The sequence below is a fragment of the Kribbella sp. NPDC056345 genome (assembly GCF_042262745.1).
Classification (GTDB): domain Bacteria; phylum Actinomycetota; class Actinomycetes; order Propionibacteriales; family Kribbellaceae; genus Kribbella.
On record NZ_JBHJQQ010000018.1, the window covers coordinates 13,133 to 31,157 of the forward strand.

18 protein-coding genes and 1 tRNA gene are annotated in these 18,025 nt (G+C 65.4%); 14 read left to right on the forward strand and 5 right to left on the reverse strand.

Annotated elements, in window-relative coordinates:
* Positions 1–4: 4 nt before the first annotated feature.
* A complete protein-coding gene (locus ACFCV3_RS37950) occupies positions 5–283 on the reverse strand; it encodes an alpha/beta fold hydrolase (RefSeq protein ID WP_376039325.1) in 279 nt (92 codons plus the stop codon).
* Between the two features lie 115 nt (positions 284–398).
* On the opposite strand from ACFCV3_RS37950, the gene ACFCV3_RS37955 reads away from it, so the two are divergent.
* The 4 genes from ACFCV3_RS37955 (at position 399) to ACFCV3_RS37970 (ending at position 5,930) form a co-directional block, all read left to right on the forward strand.
* A complete protein-coding gene (locus ACFCV3_RS37955) occupies positions 399–566 on the forward strand; it encodes a hypothetical protein (protein WP_376039036.1) in 168 nt (55 codons plus the stop codon).
* Positions 567–1,022: 456 nt separating this feature from the next.
* Positions 1,023–2,705: a B12-binding domain-containing radical SAM protein gene (locus ACFCV3_RS37960; protein WP_376039038.1), complete on the forward strand. Its 1,683-nt coding sequence runs from the start codon at positions 1,023–1,025 to the stop codon at positions 2,703–2,705.
* Positions 2,706–2,719: 14 nt separating this feature from the next.
* Positions 2,720–3,334, forward strand: a complete 615-nt coding sequence (locus ACFCV3_RS37965; protein ID WP_376039041.1) for an HD family hydrolase — start codon at positions 2,720–2,722, stop codon at positions 3,332–3,334.
* Positions 3,335–3,470: 136 nt separating this feature from the next.
* Positions 3,471–5,930: an SIR2 family protein gene (locus ACFCV3_RS37970; protein WP_376039043.1), complete on the forward strand. Its 2,460-nt coding sequence runs from the start codon at positions 3,471–3,473 to the stop codon at positions 5,928–5,930.
* 17 nt (positions 5,931–5,947) lie between these two features.
* Here ACFCV3_RS37970 and ACFCV3_RS37975 read toward each other — a convergent pair whose 3' ends face one another.
* The 4 genes from ACFCV3_RS37975 to ACFCV3_RS37990 form a co-directional block, all read right to left on the reverse strand.
* A complete protein-coding gene (locus tag ACFCV3_RS37975; RefSeq protein WP_376039045.1) occupies positions 5,948–6,289 on the reverse strand; it encodes a hypothetical protein in 342 nt (113 codons plus the stop codon).
* Positions 6,290–6,379: 90 nt separating this feature from the next.
* Positions 6,380–6,952, reverse strand: a complete 573-nt coding sequence (locus ACFCV3_RS37980; RefSeq protein WP_376039047.1) for a hypothetical protein — start codon at positions 6,950–6,952, stop codon at positions 6,380–6,382.
* Between the two features lie 526 nt (positions 6,953–7,478).
* Positions 7,479–7,554, reverse strand: a tRNA-Thr gene (locus ACFCV3_RS37985).
* 16 nt (positions 7,555–7,570) lie between these two features.
* On the reverse strand, positions 7,571–8,740 hold the full coding sequence (locus tag ACFCV3_RS37990; protein WP_376039050.1) for an MFS transporter: 1,170 nt from the start codon (positions 8,738–8,740) through the stop codon (positions 7,571–7,573).
* A gap of 60 nt (positions 8,741–8,800) precedes the next feature.
* On the opposite strand from ACFCV3_RS37990, the gene ACFCV3_RS37995 reads away from it, so the two are divergent.
* The 10 genes from ACFCV3_RS37995 to ACFCV3_RS38040 all read left to right on the forward strand — a co-directional run bounded on the left by ACFCV3_RS37995 (position 8,801) and on the right by ACFCV3_RS38040 (position 18,025).
* Positions 8,801–10,162 carry a pyridoxal phosphate-dependent decarboxylase family protein gene (locus ACFCV3_RS37995; protein ID WP_376039052.1) on the forward strand — a complete coding sequence of 454 codons (1,362 nt, stop codon included), beginning with the start codon at positions 8,801–8,803 and terminating at the stop codon, positions 10,160–10,162.
* 28 nt (positions 10,163–10,190) lie between these two features.
* Positions 10,191–10,484, forward strand: a complete 294-nt coding sequence (locus tag ACFCV3_RS38000) for a DUF4287 domain-containing protein (RefSeq protein ID WP_376039054.1) — start codon at positions 10,191–10,193, stop codon at positions 10,482–10,484.
* Between the two features lie 9 nt (positions 10,485–10,493).
* Entirely contained in the window at positions 10,494–11,234 is a 741-nt protein-coding gene (locus ACFCV3_RS38005) for a TrmH family RNA methyltransferase (RefSeq protein ID WP_376039056.1), read from the forward strand.
* A gap of 125 nt (positions 11,235–11,359) precedes the next feature.
* The gene (locus ACFCV3_RS38010; RefSeq protein ID WP_376039059.1) at positions 11,360–12,208 is read left to right on the forward strand and encodes a DUF11 domain-containing protein; all 849 of its coding nucleotides are present in this window, start codon (positions 11,360–11,362) and stop codon (positions 12,206–12,208) included.
* A 158-nt stretch (positions 12,209–12,366) separates the two neighbouring features.
* Complete coding sequence (locus tag ACFCV3_RS38015; protein WP_376039061.1) at positions 12,367–13,992, forward strand: sugar ABC transporter substrate-binding protein; 1,626 nt, start codon at positions 12,367–12,369, stop codon at positions 13,990–13,992.
* Positions 13,993–14,024: 32 nt separating this feature from the next.
* The gene (locus ACFCV3_RS38020) at positions 14,025–14,906 is read left to right on the forward strand and encodes an ABC transporter permease (RefSeq protein WP_376039064.1); all 882 of its coding nucleotides are present in this window, start codon (positions 14,025–14,027) and stop codon (positions 14,904–14,906) included.
* The gene (locus tag ACFCV3_RS38025; protein WP_376039067.1) at positions 14,903–15,778 is read left to right on the forward strand and encodes a carbohydrate ABC transporter permease; all 876 of its coding nucleotides are present in this window, start codon (positions 14,903–14,905) and stop codon (positions 15,776–15,778) included. Before ACFCV3_RS38020 ends, ACFCV3_RS38025 begins: the two co-directional genes overlap by 4 nt.
* 23 nt (positions 15,779–15,801) lie before the next feature.
* Positions 15,802–16,788, forward strand: coding sequence for a LacI family DNA-binding transcriptional regulator (locus ACFCV3_RS38030; protein ID WP_202875323.1), 987 nt, complete (start codon positions 15,802–15,804; stop codon positions 16,786–16,788).
* A complete protein-coding gene (locus ACFCV3_RS38035; RefSeq protein ID WP_376039070.1) occupies positions 16,752–17,531 on the forward strand; it encodes a phosphotransferase in 780 nt (259 codons plus the stop codon). The genes ACFCV3_RS38030 and ACFCV3_RS38035 overlap by 37 nt, the downstream gene beginning before the upstream one ends.
* Positions 17,528–18,025 (forward strand): molybdenum cofactor biosysynthesis protein, encoded by a 498-nt coding sequence (locus ACFCV3_RS38040; protein WP_376039072.1) that lies wholly within the window; start codon positions 17,528–17,530, stop codon positions 18,023–18,025. Before ACFCV3_RS38035 ends, ACFCV3_RS38040 begins: the two co-directional genes overlap by 4 nt.

Consider the following 18,025-nt stretch of genomic DNA (forward strand, 5'->3'; position numbering starts at 1 on the left):
CAGGTCATCCGGTTGCCTTGGCGGCGTCTTTGATCAGGTCCGCCACGGCCTTCGGGTGACTGAGCATCGCGACGTGGGACGAGGTCGGCACTTCGACGACCCTGCGGAAGTTGGCACGGCTGCACATCCATCGCTGGGTCTTGGGTGGGATTGCTTTGTCCCGGCCTGCGACCAGCCCCCACGACGGGATCGTCCGCCACGCGGCAGCCTGGCAAGGCTGCCGACGGAGGCGGAGCCGGCTTCGGCGGAGTTGGTGGCGGAGGTTCCCGGGCCCAGACCGCAGCGGGAAGGATTGGCGAGAAGCGCTCGTGGACTCAGAACGTCTTCATCAGTACGAAGCCGGCGGCGACCGGCAGCGTCAGGATCTGGTGCAGAATCAACGTGCCTAGCGTAGTCAGTTGTTGGAGACAGGATTCGCGCTCCGGCCGCTGACCGCGTTGGTGATCGGCGAGGGAACTGCCGGCTTCGGGCGTGACGCAGCGGGCTGGCCCGATCAGCCGGTGGCGGCCTGGCGGATGAGCTCTTCTGGCACCGGTTGGCAACGGTGTCTGGCCCGGCTGTGGTGACGAAGGAGGACACCACCGTGCGACGAGGAGAATCTGGGCCCGGTGGGCGGTCGACATGCTGCAGCACACGGAGAAGGCCGGTCGGGGAAACCTGTCCGATGAGCAGCACAGCGCCTACCTTGTGGACGGGGCATGTGTTCTTGACCGCTGACAGTCGCTATGCGGCCGTGCTGCAGGCCGTCCGTGAAGATGCTCCGTTCGACATGGCTGAGACGAGGCTGACGTCCGGCGCCCGCACGGTCCCGTACTGGAACGTCTGAGGGCCGGGTCGACCTCAATAGCCTGCTTGGGTTGCAGGGGTGTATCGGTGGTTGTCGTCCTTAGGTTGTGGGAATGCTCGCAACCATGGGCGCGGAGGTGTTCCCTCCTGGACCCCGAGGAAATGGCCTTCGGAACCGGTGGTACCGAAGGTTGTTCTGGAGTAGGCAAGGTAGCGCCGCTCGACTAGGGGGCAGGATGGCATCAGGGAAGCGTCGTACGGGGCTGCGGATACTGATGGTCGGACTCTTCTCCGAGCGTTACCCAGCGGCCGGCGAGACCCATGGTCTGTCGGTCATCGCCGGGGCGGTCCACTCCGCGTTCGAGCCGGAACTCGCTGAGTTCCGGGTCATCGATCTGGTGACGATCGGCAAGGAGGATGCTCGTCTTGTGGCGAGTCACGTCAACGCCGTCCGTCCGGATGTGCTGTCGATCTCCGCGCCTTACGGTACGTACGATCTGCTGCTGGAGTTGCGGGACACGATCAGGGCGCACCACGACCGCGGCGGTCTCACTCTTGTCGGAGGTGCGCTTCCGACGTATATCGGTCCGACGATCCTGACCGAGATCGACGACCGGACAGTAGTCGTACAAGGCGAAGGGGATCGCGCGGCCCCGGCCGTCATTGATGCCTGGAGGAGAAGAGAAGGGATCGACGCCATCCCCAACGTGCTCTTCTCTCAGGCCGGTGTTGTCAAGGCGACGCCGCGTCGCCTGACAGACAGCGGATCGGTTGCGATTCCGTATCGCGAACATCTCCGTAGCGGCATCAGCCGTGGAGTCCAGGTTTACACTGAAGCGAGCCGTGGATGCTCCTGGGCAGCTTGTACTTTCTGCCTGCGAGGGCTCACGGACGTCAAAGGTACGAACCGGGAGTATCGCAGGCTCGCAGGGCCGAGGCTCGAAGTCGATCTCCGACAGCTTCGAGATCTCGGAGCAACGCAGTACACCTTTGCCGATGAGGATTTCCTCGGGGGCGACTCGGATTCGCTCTCGCAGACGATCAATCTCATCGCACGCGTCAAGGCCGAGGACCCGGCGCGCGCGATGACGTTCGATGTCAGCGCTACAACCCGGTCGATATTTGACGAGTCCGACACCGAGACTGAGAACGAGGCAAAGGCCTCCCGACTCCTGCGTCTGAAGGAAGTCGGCCTCAACAAGGTCTTCCTAGGCGTGGAGTCAGGGAGCGTAACTCAACTGGCCCGGTACGCCAAGGGGCACACACCGAGCGAGATCATCCGGGCCTGCGAGACAGTTGCAGCCGCAGGTATCAAGCTGGAGCTCGGATTCATCATGTTCGATCCGCTGTGTACGCCCGCCGAGATCACCGAGAACTGCACCTTCTTGATCGACAACACCTTGGCGCCACTCGTGTCTGGACCGACGAGTGAACTCAGACTGCAGGTGGGGTCGAGATATATCAACGTGCTCACCCGTACAGAGCGACGGCTCGGACGCCGGCTCTTCGATCGGCAGGTCGATCCCAACACGCTGTCCCATGCCTACGAATATGCTGACCCGCAGGTCGCCGAACTTGCCGCCGGAGTTCGCAACTGGAACAGTATCGTCCACCCCTTCGTCTATGCAGCCAAGGGATTGACCCGACACGGCAGAGGAGTACTTGCGACATCCGAGCATAATCTGCTCAAACACACGCTGGGCCTCTACCGGGTGGCCAGCCTGAAGGCCTTGCGTGCGGCGGCATGGTCGGGTCGGGCGGCCCGTTACCGGTTGGACAGCAGCTCCGCGCTACACGAGCTCGTCAGTGTCGCGTCCTCCGTAGGATCGGATTCCCGCCATCCGATGATCGGTACGTTGACTACCGAGTCAGCCCACTTGCTGACGATCCTCGACGAGCATCCACAAGAAACAGTGTGAGAAAAGGTTCAAGTATGACGAATCACCAGTCGCCGGTCGACGAAAATCGCCTGCTCGATTGCTTTGCCGAGCTGCACAACTTGGTGAAGATCCCTCGGACCGGGTGGATCATGGCCGGAGTTCGTGAGCCCGAGGCGGTCTCGGACCACTGCTATGAGGCAGCGATGATGGCGTATGTGCTCAGGCGGTACATCGCCGAGCCTGTCGACATGGGCAAGGTTCTCACGATGCTCCTCTTTCATGAGGTCGGAGAGAGCCGGCTCACGGACCTGCCTCGTCGTGGTTCCGTCTATGTCAAGCAGGCGAAAGGAACGGCCGAGTCCGCGATCGTTCGCGACGTGATTGGCGATGTGGCGCCTGAACTGCTGGAGACACTGGAGGAGTTTCATCGGCGCGAGACTATCGAGGCCAAGCTCGCGGAAGCATGTGAGGAGCTACAGATTCTGTTCGCTGCTCTCATGTATGCCAAGGAGCGCAACGGCGATCTGACCGAATATCGGTTGGATGTTGCGAAGTACGACTCGTACGGGATCGAGATCGCCGACAAGTTGGCCAAGCTCGTCGGTACCAAGCTCGATGAATATCTGGGCGACGCAAAGTACTGGGAGCTGGGATATCGGCGCCAGTAGACCGATGCCTAGCTCAGGCAGTGCACATCGCGAGTCACTCATCGAGGCAGCGCGGGAGCGTCGCCTCGTAGTGGTCTGTGGTGCCGGCGTCTCCTTGAGTTCCACCGGTGGAGAGCCTCGAGCGGGCTGGGTCGGCATGCTCGCCTACGGATTGGACTGGTGCGAACGCGCCGGTATCGAACTGCCCGGTCGTAATGGTCTGCAGAGAGCACGTGCAGACCTGGCGGACGGAGACGTGCTGTCCGTAGCGGAGAAGCTGCAACGGGGCCTGCGACGGGACGCTCAGTGGGGAAATTTCATCGCAGACACGTTCTCAACGATTCCCCTGCGGAGCCGTGACCTCCTCGAAGCGATCGTCTCGTTGGACGCTCCGCTCGCGACGACCAATTACGACACGCTCATCGAGACGGTTTCGGGCCAACCGCCCGTCTCTTGGCGCAGCCCCGCAGTCTTCCAACGAGCGCTTCTGGACCGATCGATAGGAATCGCCCATATGCACGGCGTATGGACGGATCCGGACAGCGTGGTCCTTGGAAGTGAGGACTACGGCGCGTTGTTGGCATCGGCCCATGCGCAGGCGCTCGAACGGGCGATGTTCCTCAGATCGTCGGTGCTCTTTATCGGCTGTGGGGCCGGACTGGACGACCCGAACTTCTCGAGTCTGCGAAGACATCTCCTCGAAGCCTTTGGCGGAACGCCGCTCACTCATTACTACTTGACGACGGCCGCCGAGGCTCAGAACGGTCCCGTGCAGTTCGACCGAAGGGAATCCATCAAACCGATCGTCTACGGCGACCAGTTCGAAGATCTGGTGGGGTTCCTGACAGACATCGTTCGTGACATCAGTACAGGCGGGGATGTGGTGCCTGCCTTCGGTGGCAAGGTGGAGCCGAAGAGTCGGGCGACACTGCTGAACATGCCACTCCTCCGGGGGGCTTCGGTAGCGGGGCCGACCCTCGCTCAGCTGTGGCCGGATCTGATCCTCGAATCCCGAATTCGTCCCCTGAGGTCGCTGACCGTCGCAGCGTCCGACATCTCGACCTGGCTCGCGCGACAGCGACCGAGCCACGTGGTACTGATCGGTGGTGCCGGAGCCGGGAAGTCGACGTTGCTGAGGCGTCTGGCTATCGAGGGGACTGCGGCCACCGCCGAGGCAATGCCGGTCTTCCTGACCGCCGCAGAGTGTGTGGGACTACGTCTGGGTGACGTTCCCGCAGATGGGACTGTGCTGATCGATGGTCTGGACGAGGCGAGCGAAAGCGGGCTGCAGCAAATTGCTGCCTTTCTCCGGTCGCTGGGAGCGCGACCCTGGTGGGTCAGTTGCCGTGCGGAGTTCTTCAGTCGCGCGAGTGCAGTCCGCGCTCTCCTGAGTGGAGCCGACGAGATCCTCGAACTGCAGCCCTTGCTGGAGCAGCAGGTCAACGAGTTCATCGACAGTTTCGTCAGGCAGGCTGACGATGCCGAGACCGGCCGTACGCTGGCGTCATGGCAGGAGTCCGCAGACTTCATACAATTGGTGACCAATCCGCTGCACCTGATCGTCGCGGTGATCACGGCGTCTCATCATGCAGAAGGTGTCACAGCAGACTTGCCGAGAACCAGGTACGCCTTGTACAGCATGTTCTACGATCACCTGCTGACCTACGAGTCGGACCGACATGGACTTGACCAGCGCGAGACTGGGCGGGTGGTACGTGGCCATGTCAAGCTGGCGAGTCAGATCTATTCTCGACGGCAACAAGGGCGCAAGCCACCCTCGCTGCCGATCGAGACCAACAGGGAGAAGACATGGCCGGCGATGTCTTCCATCCTGAACGTTTTCAGCTCGGCCGACAGGTTGGTCATCCCCGGATTTGCTCATGAGACCTTCAGCGAGTTCGTGCTCGCTCAGGACCTGGTCCGCAGTGTGATCGCGAAGGCAAGCAAGATGCGGCCGCCAACGATCGCTTTCAACGACGACGTGAACGGATTCGTGCGCGAAGCGTTCGACTCGTTCGGGCCACCTGAACGAGAACGCGCCCTGTCAAAGCTTACTCGTGCTTACCACGACTCAGCGGACCCACGAGAGCGCGAACATGTGCTCTATTACATCGGTCGCCTCGGCCTCGACAGCTGTCCAGAGGTCCTGCAGGTGGCTTACCGTGCCGAGCCGAGCCCGGTTGCCCGCCGCTCGGCGGCGTTGGGGGCGATCCTTTACGGCGATCTCGATATCGAGGCCGACTACATGGGAACTGTCCTGCAGTCCGACGAGGAGGATCTGCTCAATCGGTCGGTCCAACTGGTCTACTTCGGCGACATGATTGGCAATCTGCACGACGCTCGTGACGAGGGCCAGGACTGGTCTAGGACCCGGCGCGCTTTGATGCTGCGAGTCGCGGACGTCAGCGTGCGGTCACGGCGACTGCGCTGGTGGGACCTGTATACGCTGCTTTGCTTCTTCAGATCTCGTGACGCCGCGCCGTCGTCAGCGGAATGCGCTGCCTTCGACCGCGTTCTCACCGAGGCCACAACGGATGCTTCGCGCGATGTGGCGATTCGCGGCATCATCGCGGACCTAGTCGTGAGGCGTGCCCCGGCCTCGTCTGAGTTGCCTTGATGTGGGTGGCACACCTGTCAGCCGTGCGCGTAGAGGACCTGTGCCGCCGTTGCGTTGATCCTTGCTCGGCATGCCCGCTGAGCCGCCGGCTCCTTAGCGAGCTGCGCGGGTTCGCCCAGGAGGAGTAGCACGCCGTCATTCCGCCAGAGCGCGTCGAGCAGTTCGCCGAACACCGCGGTAGATTCGCTCTCCGACCTCTGCAGATCGACAAATACCGTCAGAACGCGAACGCCGAGAGCGGCGGCAAAATCCACCAGCGTCTGCTGCCGTTGAGCTATGACTACATCTTCCGACGCCTTCACATAAAGAAATGCACGCGATCCGCTGAGCGCACCGCCGGTGAGGCGTAGGTTGGTCATCCACGCTCCTTGATCGACGGCAACGGCGGACAGCGTGGCGGCGCGACGAATAACTCTACAACTGGAGTCATGGGCTGAGCAACTAGGCGATTACTCTCCGTCTGGGGTGGTGGTTTCGGGTGCGCCGGACGACTCTGCATCGGGGCATTGACAGATGTGTTGCTCAGCTCTGGCGATCAACTGCATCAGGTGGGACCACGGTTGATTGACGCCGTGTGCGACGCGGAAGGCCATGAACTGGCGAACAGGTTCCGCGATGTTCGTCAACGGATGGTGCCATGCCTCCAGCACGACGTGCTCGTCCACCTGGTCCCGGTGCATGTAACCCGCAAGGGTGTCGTACAAGGCAAGCGAGTAGTTGATCTCGTCCCATCCATCTTCTCCGAGATTCGGAAAACAGCCTTGCTGTGCTGACCTGAACAGCCTTCTGCGTCCACGCGCGGAGGCCGGGTCGATGAGCAGTTCGTGGATCCGTTGGTAGGTCGCTGTGCGCGCCATTGACTCGGCATGGGCAGCGGAATTCCTGGCGACCTCCTGGGTCAGTTTCGCGTTCTGCCTTGCGGTGATGATCGACAAGAGCAGAGCGAGCAGTGACACACCAAGCGCGAGCAGGTCCTTGTTCTCGGTCCAGAAGTTGGCAGGAGCGACAGTCGCAGAAATCACCGCTCAACAGTAGGCGTTGCCGGCACCCGCTGCGAGAGCGTAGAAGTCGCGGTCCCGTGTTGGTTCCTGGAGCTGGCGTCCGTGTTGTTGGAGCAGCGGAGAGCAGCGACCAGCTTCTCGCCGAGCCCGTACGGCGCTCGGATCTGCCCGCGAGCGTCGTACCGGCCGGATCGAGGTGGGTTGTTGCGATGCAGGCCAGGTGGTGATTTGGGAATCATCAGACTCAAAGCTGTGCGGCAATTGGGCACTGGCCATTCTGACGATCTGTACCCCACCTAACTCGCCTGGTCAGAGAGCCGTCTCCGGACTGAATCTGTGGATTCGAGTGCGCGGGAGTCCGCGGACTGAGGATGCGGTCGGCGTGACGGCGGTAGGGCGAGGCGACGCTGACCTCGGCTGGTCCGGCGCGGGCGGTAGCCCGCAACTTCCGGGCGGTAGCCCGGGGAGGGGCCAAGGGTGGGCGGGTGCGCGCGTAGCTGGCGCGACGCAGGAGCGACTGCGTAGCACGCGGGGATGGTCTTTCCTTTGGAGCCGACGAGGGGACTCGAACCCCTAACCACCGCTTTACAAGAGCGGTGCGCTGCCAGTTGCGCCACGTCGGCGAGGTGCGGGGACAGTTTAGCGGGTGGTGGGGGGGGGGGTTTGCAGGTGGTGGCGGAGGGTGTGGGCGCCGGGGAGGGCGATGAGGGGGAGGAGGGCCAGTAGGAGGAAGGCGTAGCGGGGGTGGTTTACGAGGAGGCCTACTGCGGTGGCTGCTAGGAGGCCGCCTAGGTTGCCGGCGAGCCAGATGAGGCCGGCTGCTGTGCCTTCAGCGTCGGGGGAACGGCGTTCTACTAGTTCCAGGACTATGGGGAGGGCTGGGAGGAGGACCAGGCCGATGAGGGTGATGGTGATCAGGGCCACGGGGGTGCTGGGGAGGAAGGCCAGGAGGGCGCAGGAGATGGCGGTCAGGCTGAGGCTGGCCAGTAGGTAGGGGGACTCGGCGTGGTGGCGGGCGGCGTAGATGGGGAGTAGGGCGCTGCCCAGGACGCCGGCGATGACGTTCAGCAACAGGATGATGCTGGCGGTGGTGGAGGTGACGCCGGCGGGTTCCAGTAGGGGTTGGGCGAAGGTGCTGAGGGCAACGAAGACGCCGAAGGGGAAGACGGCCAGGATGCAGAGGCGGCGGATCAGCGGGTCTGACCAGGCGGTGCGGAGGGCGGTGAAGGTGGCTTGGGGTACGGCGGGGGCGGCGTGCGGGCCGGGGGTGCGGAGGGCGATGGCCAGGAGTGCAACGGCCAGGACGCAGAAGGCTGCGGTGACTACGAGCATGCTCTGCAAGGAGTTACCGGTGGAGAAGACGGCCGAGAGGAGGAAGGCCAGGAGCATGCCGGCGAAGATGCTGGCGGTGCCGATGGCGATGCCGGTCGGGCGGTCTTTCGGCGCGAGGTAGCGGCCGGTGATACCGGTGACGGCATTCAGGACCAGGGGTTGGGCCACAGCACAGATGAGTTGGCCGGCCAGGAGCCAGGCGAAGTGGTCGCCGCCCAGGCGGATCAGAGCGCCGATCGCGGTCAGCAACGCGCCGGCCAGGAGGGCCGGGCGGAACCAGCGGTCCAACGCGAGGCCGCAGGGGATGGAGAGGACGACGTACAGGAGGGGGAAGACCTGCGCGAGCCAGCCGATGGCGGTTTCGGAGACGGCGTAGTGGGTGGCTGTGACGGTGGTGACGCCGGCGAAGTTGAGCCAGACGAGTTGGGTCGCGGCGCCGACCAGTGAATAGCCGGCGATGGCGGACCAGCGGCTCATACCTGTCTCCTCCCGAAACTGATGCGGCACTGTACGACGGAATCGGCGTAGAAAGGAGGAATGGAACCGGACTGGGAGGGGCCGCTCGGCGAGGCCTACGCGCGGGCGATGGCGTATCTGCACAACCTGCCGGAGCGGCCGGTCGGGGCGCGGGCTACGGCAGATGAGTTGAGGCGGCGGTTGGGCGGCGAGTTGCCGGAGGGACCGGGGGACCCGAGCGAGATCATCGAGGAGCTGGCCGACGCGGTTGAGGGCGGGCTGGTGGCGACGGGGAGCGGGCGGTTCTTCGGGTTCGTGATCGGCGGGGCGACGCCGGCGTCGCTGGCGGCGGACTGGTTGGCGACGGTGTGGGATCAGAACGCGGGCCTGTACGCCGCTGCGCCCGCGGCAGCGGTGGCCGAGGAGATCGCGACGGGGTGGCTGGTCGAGTTGTTCGGGCTGCCCGACCAGACCTCTGTGGGGTTCGTGACCGGTGGGCAGATGGCGAACTTCACAGGGCTCGCGGCAGCGCGGTACGACGTACTGCGGAAGGCCGGGTGGGACGTCGAGGCGGACGGGCTGATCGGCGCACCGAGAGTGCGGGTGCTGGTTGGGGCTGAGCGGCACGACACGGTGGATCGGGCGTTGCGGTTCCTCGGATTGGGGACGCGGTGCATCGTGCCGATCGCGGTGGACGGGCAGGGGCGGATGCGGCCGGACGCGCTAGCCAGCGAGCTCCACCAGGGGCCGACGATCGTCTGCGCGCAGGCGGGCAACGTGAACACCGGCGCGATCGATCCGTTGGACGAGATCTGCGAGCTAAGCGACGACGCCTGGGTGCACGTCGATGGCGCGTTCGGGATGTGGAGTGCAGTCGGTACGCCGATCAAGGGGCTCGCGAAGGCGGATTCGTGGGCGACGGACGCGCACAAATGGCTGAACGTGCCGTACGACTCCGGCCTCGTCTTCTGCGCTCATCCGGCTGCGCACCGGGCGGCGATGGGCGTGCGGGCGTCGTACCTGATCCATGACGAGGACCAGCGGGACCCGCTCGACTACAACCCGGAGTTCTCCCGGCGTGCTCGCGGGTTTGCCGTGTACGCCGCGATCCGGGCGCTCGGACGCCAGGGGATCGTGGAGCTGGTCGATCGGTGTTGTGCGATGGCGCGACGGTTCGCCGAGCAGCTGGACGAGTACGTGCTGAACGAGGTGCGCCTCAACCAGGTGCTCGTGCGCTTCGGTGACGACGACCTGACCAGGAGAGTGGTCAGAGCCGTTCAGCAGGAGGGCACGGCCTGGATGTCCGGTACGACGTGGCAGGGGCGCGCGGCGATGCGGATCTCGGTGTCGAACTGGACGACGAGCGAGACCGATGTTGATCGATCGGTCGAAGCGATCACACGATGTGTCGAAATCGAACAGACCCGCTCGACGCAGGGGTGAAAGCAACCCCGACCGAAAGCAGGCGAGCATGTCGTTCCAGGCGTACTTGGACAAGATCGAGGAGAAGACCGGTCACACCCCGCGGGTGCTGGTCGAGCAGGCGAAGGCCAAGGGGTACGACGCCAAGGACGTGAAAGCCGGTGTCATCTGCGACTGGCTGAAGGCGGACTACGACCTCGGCCGTGGGCATGCGATGGCGCTGGTGTACGTGATCAAGAACGGCACGACCATCTCGGACAAGCACGTCGGCCGCCCCGGACCGCACGGCGACAAGTCGAACACTCTCTGGCTGGATGGCAAGGCCACGAACCCGCTCCAGTAAGTTAGGCGGGTGGAGTCGAAGAAGTCGCCGCGGGACAAATGGATCACGATCTACGGGCGCAAGCCGGTGCTCGAGGCGCTGGACGACCCGAGTTTGAGCGTGGCGAAGGTCGTCATCGCCGACAACGCGACCGGTGGTTCGATGCACGAGATCCTGCGTGCGGCGGACCGGACCGGTACGCCGGTGGAGCGGGCGACCGCGAACCGGGTGAAGTGGCTCGCGGGCAACGGGAAGCACGACCAGGGTGTGGTCGCGGATGTGAACGCGCCCCGGATGACGCCGCTGGAGGAGTTCGTCCGGGAGCGTGGCAAGCGGCCGACCAACGTGTTCCTGCTCGACGGTGTCACGAACCCGGGCAACGTCGGGATGATCCTGCGGACGGCGACCGGTGCCGGGTTCGACGGGGTGATCCTGCCCCGGGCCGGTACGCCGCATGTCGGGCCGCTGGTGATCAAGGCGTCGGCCGGGATCGCGTTCCAGGCCCCGATCGTGAACACGTCGACCGCGAAGACCGCTGTCGACGTCCTGCGGACGGCCGGGTACCACGTCTACGGACTCTCGGCGCGGTCGCGGGACTCGCTGTTCAAGACCGAGCTCGCGCCCCGCGCGGTCTACGTGCTCGGCGGCGAGACCAACGGCATCACGGTGACCACCGATTCCGACCTGCAGATCCCGCTGCACGCCGGCGTCGAATCCCTGAACGTCGCGGTCGCCGCGGCGATCGTCGCGTTCGAGGTCACCAACCGCTGACAACGGGTGACCCGTAACAAACGGCTGATTCGAGTGGTTGTGCGTAGTGATCGGGCGCACCATACTCAGCTGCATCGCCGATCAGGCGATGGGGGAAGTATTCAGTCGAATAGTGGGGGGCTGCTATGCATGCCTGGAAGGTACTTCGTGCTGCCCTGGTGACGGTCGTCGCCGGCGCAACGCTGATCGCACCGGCGACGGCCATGGCGGCCGATCCGCCGACCAGTGCGATCGAGGTCAGCAAGACCTCGCTGGATGTCGGCGAGGAATTCACGATCACCCAGACAGTGCACAACGCCGCGTCGTTCACGATTGTGGGCGCCAAGGCCGCGTTGTTCGGGAAGACCGGCGTTTCGCTGCCGGGCATGATCGAGCTGGTGAGTTGTACGGGAGCGGTGATCTGCTTCCCGCTGGACATCGAGTTCCGGGCCGCGCTCGGAGACCTGCCCAGCGGTGCGACCCGGACCGTTGTCTACACCTTCAAGGTGCTGGACACAGCGCCGGAATCCGTCACGCTGCAGCACCAGCTGCTGGGTGACGAGTACTCCTTCGAGCTGCTCGAGGGACCGACGCTGACCTTCGCGGTGGCGCCGGTGGAGGCGGACGTCTCGGTCGGGCTGACCGGATCGGCGTCCGGCGCGCGGATCAACTACACCCTGACGGTGAAGAACAACGGGCCGGCCACGGCGACCGGGATCAACGTCTCGGCGGCGTACCCGTCCGGTCTGTCGTACGGCGGGACGACCGGCTGCACGCGAGTCGGTACGACGCGGAACCTGTACTGCCCGGTCGCATCGCTGGCCAGCGGCGCCTCGGTGACGAAGACGTTCAGCGCGTCCGCCGGACTGCTGACCACGGGCTCGTTCGTCGCGACCGCGCAGCGGGTCGCCAGCTTGCCGACCGACTCGGTGGCGGGTAACGACAAGGCCAGCAAGACCTGCAGCATCCTGCTCGGGCTGCTGGTGCGCTGCTGATCTGACACACAGCAACAGCTGAAGCCGGCGGTCGTGGGGGTCTCCCCGCGGCCGCCGGCTGCGTTTTGTCCCTTGCCATCAGGCGCCACCGTCGTTTACGGTCCGGGTTAACGTTTAAGTGCTCGTTAGTGAGCACTCTACTGTGGCTTGGAGCGGCAATGATCAATCGGCGACGGTTCCTGCAGGTCTCCGGTGCGGCGGTGGTGGCTGGGTCCACGCTCGCCGGGTGTGGTGACGGCGGTACGGCGGGTGGCGGGGCGAAGGCGTCCGGCGAGCTGAAACTCCCGACGTACAAGCCCTTTGCGGGGTTGCAGCCCGATCTGCCGGGTGCTGAGTCGGGGCTCGAGCCCGGGTTCCTGCGGTTCCCGGCCAACGCGACCGCGAGTGTGAAGGCGCCGCCGCTGAAGAACGCGGTGACCGCGCTGACCGAGACGTTCGCGACGCCTCCGCCGCCGATGGGCAGCAACCCGATGTGGCAGGCGCTGAACCAGGCGCTCGGCGCGGAACTCAAGCTCACCATCGGCACGGACCCGGGCTACCCGGAGAAATTCGCGACGCTGCTGGCCAGCGACTCGCTGCCGGACCTGATGTGGCTGCCGCCGAACCAGGGCATCCCGAACATCGGCCCGATGCTGGAGGCCAAGTTCCAGGACCTCACGAAGTACCTGTCCGGCGACGCCGTTCTGGAGTACCCGAACCTGGCCGCGCTGAAGCCGGCGTCCTGGCGAACCGCGGTGGTGAACGGGAAGATCTGGGGCGCGCCGATCCCGTCGACGCCGTTCGGCCAGGTGATGATGGGCAACCCGCGGACCTGGGAAAAGGTCGGCGGCCTGCAGAGCGCGGACGCCGACGAGTTCTTTGCCAAGTGCAAGGAACTCAGCAACGGCACGAACTACGCGCTCGAGCCGGCGATCATCAACATGCTGCACATGTTCGGTGAGTGGTTCGGTGCGCCGAACGGCTGGCGGGTCAACGCGGATCGCTCGCTCACACACTTGTACGAGACCGAGAACTACCGAGCCGCCGTCGAGTACGCCGCGAAGTTGTGGGCGGCCAAGGTGTTCTACCCGGACCTCAACCTCGCCGATGCGACACCGAAGACCGTGAACGGCCAGATCGCCGCGCAGGTCGTGGTCGGACCGCGTGCGACCTCCGACTTCCGGGCGCTCGACCCGACGCTGTTCGTCGACACGCTGATCCCGTTCGGCCATGACGGTAAGGCGAAACCGGTCTACGACATGGGCTACGGCACGGTCGGGTTCACGCCGTTCAAGCAGACCGACGAGGGCCGGATCCGCGAGCTGCTCGCGTTGATGGACTACCTGTCGGCGCCGTTCGGCACCAAGGAGTATCTGCAGAAGAACTTCGGCGTCGAGGGGCAGCAGTACCAGCTGGACGCGCAGAAGAACCCGGTGCTGACCAAGGCCGGCACCCAGCAGGCGCCCGGTCTGGTCAGCGCGCTGACGATCATGACCTCGCCGGAGAGCGTGATCTTCAACCCGGCCTTCCCGGACGACACCCGCAAGATCCACGCGACCGAGCAGAAACTGCTGGAGTTCGCGATGCGCAACCCGACCGCGGGCACGTACTCCGACACCAGCAGCAAGGTCGGCCCGAAGCTGACCGCCGCGTTCCGGGACACGATCGTGGACATCGTCACCGGCCGGCAGAAGATCGGTGCGTACGACGAGGCTCTGAAGCGCTGGAAGTCCGGCGGCGGTGACAAGATGCGTGGCGAGTTCGCTGCCGTACTGCCGGCGGGCGTGCCGGTCACCGGGTCGTGAGGTTCGCGGAGAGGTGGCGCCGGGACTGGCAGATGGTGCTGCTGATGGTCCCGGGCGTCGTCTTCCTGCTGGTCTTCTTCTACCTGCCGGTGATCGGCAACGTCGTCGCGTTCCAGGACTTCCAGCCGTACCTCGGCATCATGCACAGCGAGTGGAACGGGTTCACGAACTTCGTCAACCTGTACGCCAACCCGGACTTCTGGGATGCGCTGCGGAACACGCTGATCCTGGCCGGTGCGCAGTTGCTGCTGTTCTTCCCGATCCCGATCGGGCTGGCGCTGATCGTCGATTCGCTGGTCAGCAACCGGGTACGGCGCTGGTTCCAGACCATCGCGTACCTGCCGCACTTCCTGTCCTGGGTGCTGGTGGTGACGCTGTTCCAGCAGTCGCTGGGTGGCGCGGGGTTCGTGAACAACCTGCTCCGGCAGGCCGGGCTGGACCCGATCCCGTTCATGACGAACCCCGACACCTTCCCGCTGCTGGTGGTCGCGCAGCTGGTCTGGAAGGACGCGGGCTGGGCGATGATCATCTTCCTGGCCGCGCTGACGACGGTCGATGTCTCGCTCTACGAGGCGGCGGCAGCGGACGGCGCCGGCCGCTGGCGGCGGCTCTGGCACATCACTCTGCCGTCGCTGCGAACCGTGATCGTGCTGCTGCTGATCCTGCGGATCGGCGACATCCTCAGTGTCGGCTTCGAACAGTTCATCCTCCAGCGCGACTCTGTCGGTCCGGGCGCGGCCGAAGTGCTCGACACCTTCACGTACTACGCGGGCGTGGTCGGCGGTGATTGGAGTAGCGGAGCCGCAGCCGGGCTGGCCAAGGGCGTGGTCGGCGCGTTGCTGCTCTGGGGTGCGAACTCGCTCGCCCATCGACTCGGTGAGCCGGGGATTTTCCAGCGAAGGGGTGGCTCGTGAGGCCCATTTGGAAAGAGAATCCGTCCCCTGCCTACCAGGCGATCAAGGCGGTCGTCCTCGGTGGCTTCGCGCTGGCGATCGTCGTACCGATCCTGGTCGTGGTGTCGACCTCGCTGGCCAGTGATCAGGACATCATCGACGCCGGTGGGTATGTGCTGTGGCCGTCGCATCCGACGGTGAAGGCGTACGAGACCTTGTTCAGCGGCGGGTTGATGGGCCGGGCGATCATGGTCAGCGTCTTCGTCACCCTGGTCGGTACGGCGATCGCGCTCGCGGTGACGATTGCCCTGGCCTATGCGACGTCGCGGCCGGTGCTGTTCGGGCGGCCGGTGTTGCTGATGGTGCTGTTCACACTGTTGTTCGCGCCGGGGATCATCCCGATGTTCCTGGTGGTGAAGCAGCTCGGGTTGCTGGACAGCCTGTGGTCGCTGATCCTGCCGGGGGCGTTGGGTGCCTTCAACTTCGTTGTCCTGCGCACCTTTTTCATGAATGTGCCGGGTGAACTGCTGGAGAGTGCGCGGATCGACGGCGCGAGTGACTTCATGATCCTCCGCAAGATCATCATGCCGCTGTCCAAGGCGGTGATCGCCGTGGTCGGTCTGTTCTACGCGGTCGGCTTCTGGAATGCGTTCTTCAACGCGCTGCTCTACCTGAACGACACCTCGAAATGGCCGGTCCAGGTGATTCTGCGGACCTACGTGCTGCAGGGGAAGTCGCTGTCGGCGGACCAACTCGGGGTGGAACCGCTGCCGCAGCCGCAGTCCCTGCAGATGGCGGTCGTGGTGGTCGCGCTGGTCCCGATCGCGATGGTCTACCCGTTCCTGCAGCGCCATTTCACCAAGGGCGTCATCACAGGTGCGGTAAAAGGTTAGACCGTTCTGCAAGAATCATCGGTATGTCGGACCGGCCAACACTGCGCATGGTTGCGAAGGAGGCAGGGGTCTCGGTCGCGACCGTGTCCTACGTGCTGTCCGGGCGGCATCGCAGTCACACCATCAAGGACTCCACCGCCGACCGGGTGCGGGAGGTCGCCAGCCGGCTCGGGTACCGGCGCAACGACGCTGCCCGGGCGATCCGGACCGGGAAATCCGACCTGGTCCTGCTGTCACTGAACGTGCTCGCCGACCCGTGGTCCCAGGCGGTGGCCGATGCCGTCAGCGCGGCGGTCCGCCCGTTGAACAAGACGGCGCTGATCGTCGCGGACGGCGACTGGCGGGCCGTGCTGTCGAACCGGACGCCGGACGTGATCTTCATCGACGGCGTCAGCTCGGAGCCTTCGGAGATCGCCGAGCTCGAGGCCTTCGCGGCGCAGGGTGTCCAGATCGTCGCGTTCAGCGAAACGCTTGAGCCACGGGGCTTCGACGTGATCCGGTCCGGCGCCGAGCCGCGGTGTCACCTGGCCGTCGAGCACCTGTTGGCGCAGCACGACCGGGTCGGCGCGCTCACCTCGCGCAGGTCGGGCTTCAAGCGGTTCGACGCCTACCTGAACACGCTGAAGGCGGCCGGGAAGCCGATTCTCGATGACGACATCGAGGTGTTCGAGCAGCACCCCGAGGGTGCCTACCGGGCCGCGATGACCTTGCTCAGCAAGCCGGACCGCCCATCCGCCATTTACTGTACGACGGACTTCGCCGCGATCGCCGTCGTACGGGCGGCGCATCGGCTGCGGATCGACGTACCGCGGGATCTGGCCGTGGTCGGGGTCGGGAACACGCCGGAGGGTGAGCATCTGGACCCGTCGTTGTCGACGGTCGGGCCGGTCGGGTTCAACGAGGCGCTGGCGCGGATCATGGTCGGCCGGTTGACCGACCGGGAGGGCGCACCGGGGGAGGTGTTCGACTTCCCATGGCAGCTGATCGTGCGAGAGTCGTCGCAAGCATGATGCCGGCGGGGGACGGCTGGGAAGCGGTCGAGATCGGGGAATCCGACACGGCGGTGTACCGGCGCGGTTCGGTCTTCGCCAAGAGCTGCGGTCCTTCGGGAGTGCCGGAGTTGGAGGCGGAGCGCGATCGGATCGCCTGGCTGGCGTCTACCGGGATGCCGGGGGCGACGGTGGTCGACTGGCAGGTGTCGGACGACAGCGCGTGCCTGCTGACGAGCGCGGTGCCGGGGATCGCGGGGATCGACCTGCCGTCCTGGGCCTGGCTCGGCGCGATGGAGACGCTCGGGCGGACCTTGCGCGAGCTGCATTCGGTGCCGGACTGCCCGTTCGAGCGCCCGTTGGCGTCCGTGATCGCTGCCGCCGAGGACGTCGTACGGCGGGGTGCGGTGAACCCGCAGTTCCTGACCGACGAGTGGCGAGCGATGACTCCGGAGGCGTTGCTGGCGCAAGTCGTTGCCGAGCGCCCCTATGTGGAGTCGGTGACCGAGCTCGGCGTGTGTCACGGCGATCCGTGTCTGCCGAACGTGTTCTTCGATCCGCTGACCTTGCGTGTGACCGGGTTCATCGACGTGGGCCGGCTCGGGGTCGCCGATCGGTACTCCGACCTCGCCTTGACCACGATCCAGCTGTACGACGAGTGGTCGGTGGACCCTGGTCCGTTCCTGACGGCGTACGGGCTGACCGAGCCGGATCGGCGGCGGCTCGAGTTCTTCCGGCTCCTGGATCCGTTGACCTGGGGATGAGTACGGCGGTCGAGGTCGTGGCGCTGATGGTGTCGCCCGTGCACGCCTTCGAGGGGCGGCCGCAGGACGGGCCGCGGCCTGATCCCGCACCGATCGCCCGTGCCGAAGTGGAGGTTCGGGCCGGGCTCGGGATTGTCGGCGACCGGTACTTCGGCCAGACCGTGCACCGCAACGCGGCCGTCACGCTGCTGGATGCGGATTCCGTGCCCGGCGTGGATCCGACGGTGCTGCGCCGCAACATCGTGGTCCGCGGGTATCCGATCGACACCCTCGCCGCGGGGCGGATGTCGGCCGGGCGGCGGTTCTCGCTCGACTCCGGGTCCGGGCCGGTGGAGTTCCAGGCTTATCGGCCGGCCAATCCGTGTGCCTGGATGAACGTGGTGGTCGGGCCGGGGGCGATGAAGGCGTTGCGCGGGCACGGCGGCGTACGGGCGACTCCGTTGAGCTCTGGGGTGCTACGGGTCGGTCCGGCGCTGTTCGAGCTGCTGGACTGA